Source organism: Kitasatospora sp. NPDC001664, from assembly GCF_053596675.1.
Genome location: NZ_JBSFGS010000017.1, coordinates 18170 through 33454 on the forward strand (window position 1 = coordinate 18170; position 15285 = coordinate 33454).

6 protein-coding genes are annotated in these 15285 nt (G+C 70.0%); all 6 read left to right on the forward strand.

Going from position 1 to position 15285, the window contains the following annotated elements:
* Positions 1–62: 62 nt before the first annotated feature.
* The 6 genes from ACWCYY_RS23795 (at position 63) to argB (ending at position 15189) form a co-directional block, all read left to right on the forward strand.
* Positions 63–341, forward strand: a complete 279-nt coding sequence (locus tag ACWCYY_RS23795; RefSeq protein WP_449797167.1) for a hypothetical protein — start codon at positions 63–65, stop codon at positions 339–341.
* Positions 342–566: 225 nt separating this feature from the next.
* Positions 567–8909, forward strand: coding sequence for a DNRLRE domain-containing protein (locus ACWCYY_RS23800; protein ID WP_449797168.1), 8343 nt, complete (start codon positions 567–569; stop codon positions 8907–8909).
* Between the two features lie 18 nt (positions 8910–8927).
* Positions 8928–9263, forward strand: coding sequence for a hypothetical protein (locus ACWCYY_RS23805; RefSeq protein ID WP_345282690.1), 336 nt, complete (start codon positions 8928–8930; stop codon positions 9261–9263).
* Between the two features lie 469 nt (positions 9264–9732).
* Positions 9733–11556: a phosphodiester glycosidase family protein gene (locus tag ACWCYY_RS23810; RefSeq protein ID WP_449797261.1), complete on the forward strand. Its 1824-nt coding sequence runs from the start codon at positions 9733–9735 to the stop codon at positions 11554–11556.
* A 508-nt stretch (positions 11557–12064) separates the two neighbouring features.
* A complete protein-coding gene (locus tag ACWCYY_RS23815) occupies positions 12065–14203 on the forward strand; it encodes a collagenase (RefSeq protein ID WP_449797169.1) in 2139 nt (712 codons plus the stop codon).
* Between the two features lie 182 nt (positions 14204–14385).
* Positions 14386–15189 (forward strand): acetylglutamate kinase, encoded by an 804-nt coding sequence (gene argB / locus ACWCYY_RS23820; RefSeq protein WP_380149772.1) that lies wholly within the window; start codon positions 14386–14388, stop codon positions 15187–15189.
* Positions 15190–15285 lie beyond the last annotated feature (96 nt).

Genomic DNA, 15285 nt, shown 5'->3' on the forward strand with positions numbered 1-15285 from the left:
CACCGGCCGGGAGCTGGGACGGCCGTGTGTACAGGTGCCCGTACGTCTACGGAGAAGGGGAGTTGGTGATCACCGTCCGGGAGTCGGGGGTGGACGCGGGTGCGGACTTCGAGGGGCTGCGGGCCTCCGGGGGAGTGGTGCGGGAGCTGACCGGGCTCGGGGAGGCGGCCTTCGTGCGGGCCGACGGGTCGACGGTGGTCCGCAAGGACGGGATGGTGCTGGTCGTGGACGTGAGCGGGCTGCCGGATCCTTTCGGGTTCCCGGCGCGCGGGAGGGTCGACCTTTCGGTCATGGCGGCGACCACGGTCATGACCTGTTGGAAGGAGCACGTTGTGAAGTAAGTGAGGAGGTCGTGAGTTGACTTGGCGTCAGATGACCGATTGTGGCCGATTTTTCATCATTGACGGTCGGTTGCCGGACATCCCCCAGAAGATTGGACGCCTCCTCCGTATGAGAGGTTGGCCCCGCCCATGCCATGGGCTTATGTATCCTTTATCTGATCTTGGGGAGTAGTTTTGCTACGCAACTCCCAGGCTTCGCACGCATACGCGGGCGGAGCCTTCTCTGTGCGCAGGGTGCGGCGAATAGCCGTGCTCGCCGCACTCGGGCTGGTGGTGGAGACCGGTGTCGCCCTGGGCGCGCTGAGTCCCGCCGTCGCCGTCGCCGACACCAAGCCGCCGGTGGCCTCGCCCGTCAACGAGGCGCCTGACGAGGCATCGGCGCTGCTCGCCGCCCGGCTCAACAAGCGCCGGATCGAGGTGACCGGGGCCCGGACCGCCAACACCACGCTCTGGGCCAACCCCGAGGGCACGCTCACCCAGGAGGTGGCCGGCGGTCCGGTCCGCATGAAGGTCGGCGAGGCGTGGGTCCCGGTGGACACCACCCTGGTCGAGACGGCGGACGGCTCGGTCGCGCCGAAGGCGCACCCGGAGGGCCTGAAGTTCTCCGGCGGTGACGCGGCCGTCCAGGTCGGTGACGCCCTGCCGGGCACCACCCCGGCCGCGCCGGCCGACGTTCCGTCAGCGTTCGCGGCGCCCTCCGCCACGGCGACGCCCAGTGCGACGGCCTCGGCCCAGCAGCACGCCGCCCGTTCGGCGCTGCGCGCCGCCGCGCCTGCCGCCGACCCGAAGACCCCGGCCGCCCCCGCCGAGCGCGAGCTCGTGAAGGTCGGCAACGGCGAGGCCCAGGTCGAGCTCGGCTGGCTGGGCAAGTTGCCCAAGCCCAAGCTGTCCGGCAGCAAGGCCACCTACGTCAACGCCCGCCCGGGCGTCGACCTGGTGCTGGAGGCCACCCGGACCGGCTTCGAGCAGTTCCTGGTGGTGAAGGACCGCAGCGCGGTCTCCCAGGCCGGGACGCTCAACCTCCCGCTGGACACCACCGGTTACTCGGTCGAGAAGCAGGACGACGGCGCGATCCACCTGGTGGACCACGTCGGCCACAAGCCCACCGTCAAGGTGCCGGCCCCCGTGATGTGGGACGCCGCCGTGGACGAGAAGTCCGGCGAGCACCTGAACCGCGGCGCGGTCTCGATGGAGCTGCGCGGTCAAGGTGCGGACGCCGAGCTGGTGTTCACCGCCGACGCCGCGTTCCTCGCGGACCCGAAGACCGTGTACCCGGTCACCATCGACCCGACGGTGGACCTGGGCACCAACTTCGACACCTTCGTGCAGAAGGGCACCACCAGCGACCAGTCGTCCTCGACCGACCTCAAGGTCGGCACGTACGACGGCGGCACGACGGTGGCCCGCTCGTTCCTGCACTTCCCGACGTACGGGTTCCGCGGCAAGCAGATCCTCGGCGCCACGCTGAACCTGTACAACTACCACTCCTCCTCCTGCACGGCGAAGGAGTGGGAGGTCTGGAACACCAACTACGCCTCCACCGGCACCCGGTGGACCGCGCAGCCCGCCTGGGGCCAGGAGTACGCGTGGTCCTTCGACACCCGTGACACCGACACCGGTGACGCGTACCAGTGCGCCAACAGCGACGGCAGCGGCTGGGTCAAGGCGGACGTCAAGAACCTGGCCGCCGCCTGGGCGGCGAACTCCAACGACTACAACGCCCTGGGTCTGAAGGCCGACAACGAGTCGGACTCGCTCAGTTGGAAGCGCTTCTACTCCTCGGAGGGCGCCGCACCGCCCTACCTGTCGGTGACGTACAACTCCGTCCCGCCGACGCCGAGTTCGATGGACGTGCTGCCGTCGGTGCCGGGCAACCCGGCCTACACCAGCTCGGCCACCCCGCGCTTCCAGGTGCTGGCGGCCGACGCGGACGGCGGCAACGTCGGCGTCAACGTCGACCTCTGGAAGGGCTCCACCTTCGTCAACGGCATCTACCGGACCGTGCCCGCGGGCACCTACCTCCAGGTGACGCCGGCCGACCTCGGTGTGGCCAAGCTCGACGAGGACACCACCTACTCGATCTGGGGCCGCGTCTCCGACGCCAACTCCCAGTCCGGCTGGGTCGGCACCTCCTTCCTGGTGGACACCGTCAAGCCCGGTGCGCCGTTCGTCACTTCGCCGACCTACCCGGCCGACGGCCTGTGGCACGGCGGGGCCGGACAGGCGGGCCAGTTCACCTTCACGCCGGTGGCCGGCCAGACCGACCTGATCGGGTTCGTCTACACCCTGGACGGCGGGGCACCGGTGACGGTCGCCGCCAACCAGACGATCACCACCTCCATCACCCCGGCCACCGACGGCAAGCACACCCTCAAGGTGCAGGCCAAGGACCGGGCGGGGAACCTCTCGGACGCGACCAGCTTCGCCTTCCAGGTGGGCCGGGCGGGTCTGACCTCACCGGTGGACGGCAGCCAGTCCGCGAAGCGCGTGAAGCTCTCGGTGGACGCGCAGGCCGACCTCAAGCGGGTGGTCTACCAGTACCGCCGCGGTCCGGGCGCGACCGAGTACAACGTGCCGCTCACCAACCTGACCAAGGCGGACAACACCCCGGTCACCGACCCGAAGCCGCGCCTGGCGGACCTCGGCACGCACGCCAACTGGACGGTGGTCGACACGCTCGGCAACGTCGGCGGCGTGGTCCAGGTCCGGGCCCTGATGTTCCCGGAGGACGGCTCCGGCGCCGGTGTGGCCACCGGCTGGAACACCATGACGGTGGACCAGAACGCCGACGGTGCGGCCAGGTCTGACGTCGGGCCCGGCGCGGTCAACCTGCTCACCGGTGACTACTCGACCGACGTCACGGACGCGGACGAGTTCGGCATATCGGTCAAGCGCACGTTCTCCTCGCGCGGCCTCGGCCGCGGCTGGGAGACCCAGGGCGAGCGTCTGACGGCCAATCAGCGTCAGGTCGGCACCGACACCACCGGCTTCACCGCCGGGCAGGCGACGGTCGAGCGTTCCACGGTGCGCGGCCACGACAACTCGACCGACTCGCTCAGGGTGGTGCCGGCCGCGAGTGGCTGGGACTCCTTCGCGGCGCTCGGCCCGGAGTACACGCTCGGCCAGGGCATGAAGCCGGGCAAGACCTACCGGCTGAGCGCCTGGATCTACGTCCCGTCGGCGACGGGTCTGGACACCAGCGCGCTGCCGCATCGTGGTCTGAAGATCGTCGGTGTCTACAAGAGCGGTGGCACCTACGGCGAGACGGCCTCCTCGAAGGCCTCGTTCACCGACGGCTGGCAGCAGCTGACGCTGGACATGGTCGTGCCCAAGGACGCCACCGAGGCGTGGTTCCGCCTCTACAACGGCAACGTGGGCGGCAGCGGGAAGGAGGTCTTCTTCGACGACATCTCGCTGAAGGAGATCGTCGCCCCGTTCGGCCCGCAGTGGGCCGGTGGCCCCGACGCGGGCACCGGCTCCGAGTACCGGTCGCTCTCCTTCCCGGAGTCCGACCTGGTCGAGATCAAGCACACCGACGACTCGGTCACCACCTTCGCCAAGGGCACCGACGGGACCTTCTTCCCCGAGCCCGGCGCGGAGTCGGTGACCCTGACCACCGTCCCCGCACCCTCGGGCGCGTTGGTCACGTCCTTCGGGCAGTGCCTGGAGGTGCCGAACGGCGCTCCGGGCAACGGCGTGAACCCGCAGTACGCGCCCTGCACCGGTGCGCCCAACCAGCAGTGGACCTACGGGGACGACCTGTCCCTGAAGGTGATGGGCTACTGCCTGGACAACCCGTGGGGCGCCACCGCCGACAACACCCGGATGGTGCTGTGGTCCTGCGGTTCGGGCAGCCCGAACCAGCAGTGGCGCCTGCAGGCCAACAAGTCGTTGGTCAACGGCCAGTCCGGCAAGTGCCTGGACGCCAACCTCGGCGGCACCATCTGGTCGTGCTGGGGCGGCTCCTGGCAGCTCTGGGACCTGCAGACCAACGGGACCGCGTACAAGCTCTCCGACCTGGACGGCTCGTACACGCTGTTCTCCCGTCAGGCGGGCTCCGAGGTCTACCAGGTGACGACGGAGACCGGTCCCGACGCCGCGTCGACCACCCGGTACTCCTACGACACCACCGACGGGCGCTCGCTGCCCAAGCGCGTGATCGCTCCCGTCGAGCCCGGGGTCGACGACCTCAACGGCTGTACGCTGAACCCGCTGCCGCGCGGCTGCGAGGTCATGGACTACGACTACCCGGCCGTCACGACGGCCGTGGCCGGCACCCCCGGCGACTACGTCGACCGGGTCCGCTCGGTCAAGGTCTGGTCGTGGAACCCGGCCACCTCCCAGCAGGAGGCAGTGGAGGTCGCGCACTACGCGTACGACGAGCAGGGTCGACTGGCGCAGGTCTGGGACCCGCGTCTGGCCACCCCGCTCAAGACCACCTACAGCTACGACACGTCGGGCCGGGTCACCAGGGTCGCCCCGGCCGGTGAGCTGCCCTGGTCCTTCGACTACGGTCGTGCCAGCGCCACCGACACCGATCAGGGGCGTCTGCTCAAGGTCCGCCGCGAGAGTCTCGTGCCCGGCACCAAGAGCACCGTCAACGGTGAGATCGCCACCAAGGTCGTTTACGAGGTCCCCCTGACCCCGGCGGCCGGCGGTCCCTACGACCTGTCCGGTCCGACCGTGGCCACCTGGGCGCAGACGGACGCGCCGACGGATGCCACCGCCGTCTTCGGCCCCGAGGACGAGCCCGGAATCCATGCGGCCACCGCCGCCAGCCCGGGCACCGGCGGCTACAAGGCGGCCACCGTCCACTACCTCAACGCCTCCGGGCAGGAGGTCAACACCGCGACACCGTCGGTGACTTCGGGCGGTGACATCGACACCAGCGAGTACGACCGCTTCGGACACGTCATCAGGTCCCTCGAGGCGACCAACCGTTCCATCGCGCTCGGCATCCACCCCGACACCGCGCGGTTCGAGGCCGAGCTCGGACTGCCGGCCGGTTCTGCGGACCGGGCCCGCTTGCTGGATTCGCGGACCACGTACACCGCTGACGGCCAGGACGTCGCCGAGACGCTCGGCCCGCTGTACCGGGCGACCCTCTCGGAGACCATGGCGGGGCAGACCAACCCGGTCACCGTCACCTCGGAGGCGGAGACCCTTCCCCAGCTGGGTGCCAACTACCCGCTGAAGATGGACGCCGACTGCTGCGGCCTGACCTGGTCGGGCGGTGCGCAGCTGAGCCTGCGCGGCACCGCGGCCGGCGCCGAGGACACCGTGCGGGTGACCGTGCCGGAGGAGGGCGACTACGTCCTCAGCGGCCAGCTCACGAAGTACAACGACCACGGCATCGTGCAGCTGTCGATCGACGGCACCAACCTCGGCTCGCCGATCGACGAGTACGCCGCGACGCCGGCGGTGGCGCCGTTCACCACCGGTGCGCCGATCCACCTGACCCGCGGTGACCACTCGCTCAAGATGCTGGTGACCGGCACCAACGCCGCCTCCACCGGCGAGCGGTTCCACGCCGGGTTCGACACCTTCACCCTGACCAAGACCACCGTCAACCCGACCCTCCCGGTGGGCACTTCGGTGCTCGCCCGGGACCACAACGCCAACACCTACGACGAGGGCAAGCCCGACGGCCAGGCCTACCACCTGATCACCACCTCCACCGACGGTGCCCGCATCGACGGCTACGCCACCGACGCCGAGCTGCGGGTCACCAAGAACGGCTACGGCACCCCGATCGGCGGCACCTCCGGTTGGGTCCTGAAGACCCCGACCTCGGTCACGTCCGATGCGGCGAGTCAGACGCCGCTGACCGCGACCATCAAGTACGACGCGTCGGGCCGTGCACTGGAGTCCCGCAAGCCGGGCGCCACGGGCGCGGATGCCTCGACGGTGAAGACGGTCTTCTACACCGCCGGCGCCAACCCGGACGACTCGGCCTGTGCCAACCGCCCGGAGTGGGCGGGCAACCCGTGCGTCACCGGCCCCGGTGGCGCGATCACCGGTGCGGACTCGGCGCGGATGCCGACCACCCTCCCGGCCAAGCGGATTACCCGGTACTCCCGCTTCGGCGACGCCGAGGAGACGACGGAGACCAACGCCGGCAAGTCCCGCAAGAGCGTCACCACCTACGACGGCGCGGACCGCATCACCTCCATCGAGATCACCTCGGACGAGGGCCTGGCCCTGCCGAAGGTCACCACCGAGTACGACCCGGCGACCGGCGACGCGGTGAAGACCACGGCGGGCGGCAAGTCGCTCACGCGTGTGATGGACGACCTCGGCCGTCTGATCTCCTACACGGACTCCGACGGTGGCACCACCACCACGGAGTACGACAAGTTCGGCAAGCCGACCAAGGTCTCCGACCCGACCGGCTTCACCACCTACACCTACGACCGGGCCAAGGAACCCCGGGGCATGGTGACCTCCATCAGCGACAGCCTCGCCGGTGAGTTCACCGCCAAGTACGGCTCCGACGGCCAGCTCGTCGAACAGTCCTACCCGGGCGGCATCGTCCGCAAGGACAGCTTCAACGCGGTCGGCGCGGCCACCAGCCGCACCTACACCCGCACCTCGGACAACAAGGACGTCTGGTCCCAGAGCGTCGACGTCTCCACCCAGGGGGCCGTCGCCAAGGACACCAGCTCCACCTACACCAAGTCCTACACCTACGACCGCGTCGGCCACCTCACCAAGGCCGAGCACTCCTCCGTCACCACCGGCTGCGTGACGCGTCAGTACACCTTCGACGCCCACTCCAACCGGACCAAGAAGGCCACCTCGCAGACCGGCAACGCCGCCGCCTGCAGCGCGGCCAACCCGACGGAGGAGACCCACACCTACGACAGCGCCGACCGCCTGACCGACGCGGGCTTCACCTACGACGCTTTTGGTCGCACCGTCACCACTGGCACCGGCTTGACCAACACCTACTGGGCCAACGACAAGGTCGCCTCCCAGGAGAAGGGCGACACCAAGCAGCAGTGGGCCGTCGACGCCGCCCACCGCCTGACCGCGTTCACCACGGCCAAGAAGCAGGCCGACGGCTCCTGGGCGAACGCCACCTCCAAGCTCAACCACTACGGCGACGACTCCGACGAGGTCCGCTGGACCATCGAGGACACCACCCAGGGCACCCTGACCCGCAACGTCTCCGGGCCCGACGCCGACCTCGTCGCCACCACCTCCAAGACCGGAGACACCAAGCTCCAACTCACCAACCTCTTCGGCTCGGTCGTCCTCACCACCGACGCCGCCCTCACCACCCCCGTCGTCCTCGACTTCGACGAGTTCGGCATCCCGCTGGAGGGCCAGGCCGGCGTCCGCTACGGCTGGCTTGGCGGCAAGCAGCGCTCCGCCGAGGCGCTCGACGGCGACATCCTCATGGGTGCCCGCCTCTACAGCCCGGCTCTCGGCCGCTTCCTCCAGATCGACCCGGTCCCGGGCGGCAACGCCAGCCCGTACGACTACTGCACCGGCGACCCGGTCAACTGCACCGACCTCGACGGCAACTGGGGCTTCTCCTTCAAGAAGGTCCTCAACGTTGTCGCCAAGGTCGCCGAAGTCGCCTCCTACATCCCAGGCCCCATCGGCGCAGCGGCAGCTGCGGTCTCAGCCGTCTCCTACGCCGCAACCGGCAACTGGGCCAAGGCCGCCGAGATGGCGGTGACCGCCGCGGCCCAGGTCGTCGGGGCGGGGGCAGCCGTCAAGGCTGCTGCCACGGCGGTCAAGTCCATCAGGGCTGCCAGTCGCGTCGGTCGGGTGGCTGCGCGGGCAAGGGTCAGCACCCGGGCGAGTGGGGGAGCCTGCCGGTTCCCCAACTCCTTCGCCCCGGGCACCCAGGTCCTGATGGCGGACGGTGGATACCTGTCGATCTCCGCGCTCCGGGTCGGTGACTTCGTCACTGCCGTGGACCCGGTGACGGGCGTCCGTACTGCCGAACCCGTTCTGGACGTCATCGTCGGCTACGGCGTCAAGCACCTGGTCACCATCGACACCGATGGTGACCCGGAAGCCCCGCCGGTCGTGGCAACCTCCAACCACCCGTTCTGGGTCGAGGGCCGGGGCTGGGTCCAGGCCGGCGATGTCCGGTCGGGAGACGGTCTGCTGACGGCGGACGGTGGGATTTCCACCGTGACGGCCACCGAGGATCTCGGTGGTGTCACCGACCAGCTGGTCTTCAACCTCAATGTCGGAAACCAGCACACCTACGCGGTCCAGATTCCTGGCGGCGATGCGGTTGTCCACAACTGCAACTCTGCGGTTCTGACCGAGCATCAGTACAGCACCCACATTCATCCGCGCCACGTTTCACGTGCTGGTTGGGCGAACAAGTCGAAGTTCAAGACCCAGGATCCGCGCAAGGTCAAGCGCATGATCAAAACTGCGATCAAGAAGGCTCAGGCCCAGCCGAACACGAATGGAACGCCGGGTCACATTCATGTCCACGACTTCAAGCGAACGACCGGGTACGATAACCGGGGCCGGGCGAAGACCCGTGTCAAGGTGGTGGTCCGAAACGGCAAGGTCGTCACGGCCTACCCGTACTGAGATCGAAGGAGGTATTCCGTGGGAATCGATGTCGAATGGCATTCCGAGGATTCCGATCTGAGCGACTGGGAGGCTTCCCGCCGCACGCTGATCGGAGACGTAGGGGATGACGACGAGATCCTCTCGGACTTGGTCTCCGGGCTGAACCCCGCGGACTACCCTGCCCTGGGAGCGGTGGACCCGTACGGGGACACCCACCTCGACAGCGCCGGAGCCGAGAAGCTCCTCGCCGAGGTCCTGAGGTTGACGAGCTCGCAACCGGCAGAGATCGCAACGATGTTGACCAGCGTTGCGACACTGTTGGAGAACTGCATCGATCGGCCGGGAACGTTCGTCGTGTTCGCTGGCGATTAGCAGTGACGAACAGCGGTAACGACCGCCGGTAGAGAGACGCGACGGCCCGCCGGATCATCCGGCGGGCCGTTGCGTCTACTCAGCCACAGGGGAGGACCAGGGACGGGATGTCGCCGGGCAGGCGGTCGACCTGACGGCGGATGAGCTGGTGGAGCTGATGGCGAGCGGGGGAGGCACGGTTCCGGTTCGGCCCGGTCGACCTGACTGTTCACGCCCGGAACACCGAGCTGCGTCTGGTCAAGGCGTACCGGGCCCGTTGTCGGAAGCGGCGGCTGACGGAGGAACGGCGGGAGCTGGTAGCGGAGTTCGCGAGGGGAGGCTTCGACGTTTCGGAGCTCTCCTCGATCCTGGCGGGCGGCTGACGGTCTCCGGAGGGTAGGGGCCCTCGGGGTGCGCGTGGGAAGATCATCGGCGGTCGCGGACCAAGTGGTCCGGTCCTTCTGCTGTCGTACGAACCACGAGGGTGAAGATGCGCAAGATCCGCTCCCTGCTTCCGGCGCTCCTGGTGCTGGGCATGGTGCCCGTCGTGGTGCCGTCGAGCTCGTTCGCGGTCGGGACCCCGCCGGTCTCCCCGCCGCCGGGTCAGATGCCGGTCGGTCCGTACGATCCGGCCGACCCGCGGACGTGGACGGTGGCGTGGCCGAAGGACGGGCCGCAGCAGATCGCGGACGGGATCGGCTACCGGACGTACAGTCAGGGCTTCGCCTCGGGTGCGCCGTTCGGGGAGGCCGCCGGCGATCACTGGAGTCTGTCGGTCCGTTACCAGCCGGAGGGGACCGAGGTCCTGAAGACCCGGAAGGCGGATGCGGACGCGCAGGTGGCCAAGCTCGTCCAGGACGTGCCCGCGCTGGCCGGGCTCGTGCGCGCCGTGCCGGTCTCCGCCCCCACGGCCGCGGGCGGTTGGAGCGGGGACGTCGCGGCGTCGGCGGAGCCGGTGGCCTGGGCCGTCCGGGTCGGGAGCTTCGGGTCGAAGGCCGAGGCCGCCGCCTTCCAGGACGGGGGGAACCTGGGGTACGTCCTGAAGGACGGTCAGCCGGTCGTCGTGGACGGCAAGCCGGTGCGCTACACGGCCCGGGTGCTCTACGACGCCCTGGACGGGCGTCCGACGACCGGGCCGTGGTCGGTCCGGGTGGTGACCGTCGATCCGGCGAAGTACGACGTCCAGAGCACGTTCGGCGGGACGATGGCCAATCCGAACTCGGTGCGGGACATGGTCAGGGCGAGCGGCGCCGTGGTCGGGATCAACGCCTCCGAGGGCGTGCCGGGGAAGTACCAGCCGGGGGTGCCGGCACCGGACACCTACACCGGGGACGTCCAGGGGGTCCTGGTGCGGAACAACCGGATCGACAGCGAGGCCAACAACGGCCGCAGCGCCTTGGTGCTGAACGGCAGGAACCCGGCGAACCAGGCCGGTCCGATCGTCCCCGCCCGGATCGGGGAGGTCAGCACCACGGTCAAGGTGACCGCGACCGACCCCGTCACCGGGCAGCCGGACCCGCGCAGGGTCTTCGGCGTCAACCGCCCTGCGGGCTACGTCATCGGCTGCGGCTTCGAGAGCGCGAAGCCCGAGGAGGCGGCACCGCGCCGGAACTTCCCCTGCGCCAACCCGGACGACCTCACGGTCATCAGGCCGGAGTGGGGCACCCAGGTGCCGGCGGTCTCGCCGGACCTCGGGGCGGAGCCCTTCGAGCTGCTGCTCAGTTCCGGCTGGGTGGTCCAAGGGGTGCACCAGCCCGGGGTCCCGGTCCCGGCGGGGAAGCTCGTGCTGCAGGGCATCGGCGCCGGCAGGGACTGGCTGATGAAGTACCAGGCGACGGGAACGGTGCTCAAGCCGTCCGCCGACATCCTGGACACCCCGACCGGGAAGTCCGTCACCAGCGGCGAGTTGGGGGTCGTCGCCGGGGGGTGCGGGCCGTCCCTGCTGCGGGACGGTCAGCCCTACCTCAACGTCAGGGCCAACGGGCTGGTCGCGGCGAACGGCAGGCCCAACAGCGCATCGGCCGAACGGCATCCCCGGACCCTGGTCGGCGTCACGGCCGACGGCAAGATCCAGATGGTCACCGTGGACGGCCGCGACCCGAGCGCCAGCGTGGGCATGACCTTCCTGGAGACGGCCCACCTGATGCGGTGGCTCGGTGCCGAGCAGGCCCTCTCGATGGGCTGCGGCGGTGACACCGGCCTGGTGGTGAACGGCGTCCTCCAGAACAACCCGATGGACGACTGGGGCACCCCGGACCGGAGCTCCCCGTACGAGCGCCGGCTGCCGAACGCGCTGGTGGCGGTCAGGAGGTAGGCGGGGACGCGCCCGCCCGTGCCGCGAGGGCGGTGGATCCGGCCACGGGGCACGGGGTGTGAGCGACCGTCAGCGCTGCGGTCGGCCGGGTCCGGCCGTCGTGGAACGCACGGAACCGCACGGGATCCGAAACGGGGAGGGCCGTCGAGCGCCGGATCCGAACAGGATCGCGCACGAGTGGCCGAAATCCGTGTTCCGGCGGAGTGTGACATGTGCCATGGTATGGGGCATTCCCCACCGTGTTCGTACCGGAGGCCGACGGGCCACCGGTGCTTCGCCGGTCCGCTACCCCGCACCGGCCGCACCCCACTGCGCGGCCGATGAGCACACCGGAGCACCCCCACGTGAGCACCTCACGCCCTTGGCGACTCCCGCAGTCGGCAAGGCTCCTGACGATCACCCTGATCCTGTTGCTGGCCGTCGGCCTGTCCGCTCCCGCCGGGCGGGCCGCGGCCCCACTCCCATCGGGTCCGCCGTCGTCGCACCGGACGGCCGGGCCGGGACCCCCATGCCCGGCCCGGCCACCGCCACCCCGCCCACCGTGCAGGGCGAGGCGGCCCGGGACGAACCGCTGGCGCCGGACAGCCTGGCGCCGGTCCAACTCGCCCCGCAGCGGCCGGAGCCGGCCGCCGCCAAGGGATCCGGTGCCGCGGCGGCGGACGCGGAGGCCGCCGCCTGCACCGTCTCCGAGTTCACCGGCCGGACCGGGGCCGCCCTGGTCGAGAAGGTCAAGGCGGTGGACTTCTGGTGCATCAACGGCCTGTTCGTGCTGCCGGCCGCCGAGGGCCGACAGGCCTTCGCCGAGCCGCAGATGGTCGCGGTGGCCGATGCCGCCGCCGAGGCCGCCACCGCCTACCGGGGTGACAACGGCGGGCGCATCGTCCAGCTGATGTACTACCTCCAGGCCGGCTACTTCTGGCAGTCCAACAACACCGCCGCGCAGGGCCCCTACAGCCCCGCCCTGCGGACCGCCGTCCGGGCGGCGGTGGACGCCTTCTTCGCCAACCCCCGCTCGGGGGACGTCACTTCGGCGAACGCCGATCCGCTCACCCGGGCCGCCGTCCTGCTGGACTGCCTGCGGGAGAGCGCGCGCTACCTGCCGATCGTCAAGCGGCTGCTGAACGCCTACGACAGCGCCACCTGGGACCGGCAGAACCTGGCCTGGGCGGTGAACCCGGTCTTCACCCTGCTCTACACCGGCCACTCCCAGCCCGGCTTCGTGGACGCCGTCCGCGCCGACCGGGGCCTGCTGGACGCGCTGTACGGCTTCACCCTGCGCAACCAGGCGCTGCTCAGCGGTCCCGACCGCCGGGTGTTCTGGCACTCCGTCAACGAGCTCGGCCGCTTCGTCGCCCACCCCGACTTCCGGCCTCGGCTCCAGCCGATGCTGCGCACCCTGCTGGACCGCTCCTCGGTCACCGGCGACACCCGCTACCAGCGGGCCGCCGTGGTCGCCTCGATCCGCTACTCCGACCCGGAGAACTGCGGCTACTACGGCACCTGCGAGGAACCCGAGCGGCTCAAGGCGGCCAACCTGACCGTCTCCCACGCCTGTGGTCCGAGCATCGCCATCCGGGCCCAGGCGGCCACCACCGCCCAACTGGCCGGTGCCTGCGCCAGTCTGACGGGCCAGGACGCCTTCTTCCACGCCATCGCGCGGGACAAGGGCCCGGTGGCGAACGACCTCAACTCCCGGATGGAGGTCGTGATCTTCGACACCTCCTGGGAGTACACCACCCTGGCGGCGGCGATCTACGGGATCAAGACCGACAACGGCGGGATGTACCTGGAGGGTGATCCGGCCAGGGCCGGGAACGACGCGCGCTTCGTGGCCTACGAGGCCGAGTGGCGCCCGCAGTGGGAGGTGTGGAACCTCAACCACGAGTACACCCACTACCTCGACGCCCGCTACGACATGTACGGCACCTTCGAGGAGGGCAGCGTCACCCCCACCGTCTGGTGGACCGAGGGCCTCGCCGAGTACGTGGCCACCTCCTACCTGAAACAGGTCAACCAGGCCGCGATCACGCTGGCCGCCGGCCGGCACGACTACCGCCTCAGCGAGCTCTTCGACACCACGTACGCCAACACCACCCAGGACCGCACCTACCGGTGGGGCTACCTGGCGGTCCGTTACATGCTGGAGCAGCGCCGGGCGGACGCGGACGCGGTGCTGGCGAAGTACCGCGCTGGTGACTGGGAGGGCGCCCGCACCCTGCTGAAGACCACCATCGGCACCCGCTACGACGCCGACTTCGACCAGTGGCTGAACCGCTGCGCCGCCGGTGCCTGCGCCGTGGTGCCGACCGGGCCGGTACTGGCGGAGTGCGGCGGCGACCGGCGGCAGCTGGGCGCGAACTGCGCCCGGACCGACGTCCGGGCCACCACCGGGAACTACGCGCACTTCTTCGTCCTGGTCCCGGCCGGGACCAAGCAGCTGCGGGTGACCACCGGCGGCGGCACCGGCAACGGGGACCTGCGCTACAACCCCTACGGCTGGGCCTATGACAACGCCTACGTGACGGCTTCGGCCGGTCCGGACAACGCGGAGACCCTGACCGTCACCGACCCGCCGGCCGGCTACGTGTTCTTCAGCCTGCAGGCGCGGCAGGGCTTCGCGGGGGTGACCGTCTCGGCCGACTTCTGAGCCCCGCGCGACACGTACGACCTCGGTGCCCCGGCGCTCCGCTTCGGCGGTCCGCCGGGGCACCGGCCGTTCCGGCCCCGGGGAGGGGCGCTGACGCGTGGTCAGGGCGGTCGGGGTGGTGACGGATGCCCCGAGAAGACAGTAAGGTAAACCTTACCTAAGTCTTTTTGAAGGGGAGTCCGTTGGCCAGCCGGATCGTGGTGGTGAAGTTCGGTGGGAACGCCATGGTGGACGAGGAGTTGAAGGCGGCCTTCGCCCGGGACGTGGTCGCCCTGCATCGGGCGGGGGTGCATCCGGTCGTGGTGCACGGGGGCGGGCCGCAGATCAGCTCCCAATTGGACCGGCTGGGGTTGGAGTCGAGCTTCACGGCGGGGCTGCGGGTGACCACGCCGGAGACGATGGACGTGGTGCGGATGGTGCTGGCCGGCCAGGTGCAGCGGGAGCTGGTGGGGCTGTTGAACCGGCACGGGCCGCTGGCGGTGGGGCTGACGGGGGAGGATGCGCACACCATGACGGCGGTGAAGCGGTACGCCGAGGTGGACGGAGAGCAGGTGGACATCGGGCTGGTGGGCGACGTGGTGAGCGTCGAGGCCGGTGCGGTCCGGGCGCTGATCGCCGACGGCCGGATTCCGGTGATCTCCTCGATCGCGCGCGGGGCGGACGGCCACGTCTACAACGTGAACGCCGACACCGCCGCCTCGGCGATGGCGGTGGCGCTGGGCGCCGAGGTGCTGGTGATGCTCACGGACGTGCCGGGGCTGTATGCCAACTGGCCCGAATCCGTCGAGGTGATAGGGGAGTTGACCGCCGGTCAGCTGGAAGGGCTGCTGCCCTCGCTGGCCGGGGGGATGCTGCCCAAGATGGAGGCCTGCCTGCGGGCGGTGCGCTCCGGGGTGGGTGCGGCCCAGGTGCTGGACGGGCGGGTGCACCACAGCCTGCTGGCGGCGCTGGGCGGCTCGGGTGCGGGGACCACGGTCCTTCCTTAGTTGGTGCACATACCGAATTTGACTCTCGATCAGTCATGCGAGAAGTTGATTAGGTAAGCCTTACCTAATCAATCAACTCCTCTCTGACTCCAACGG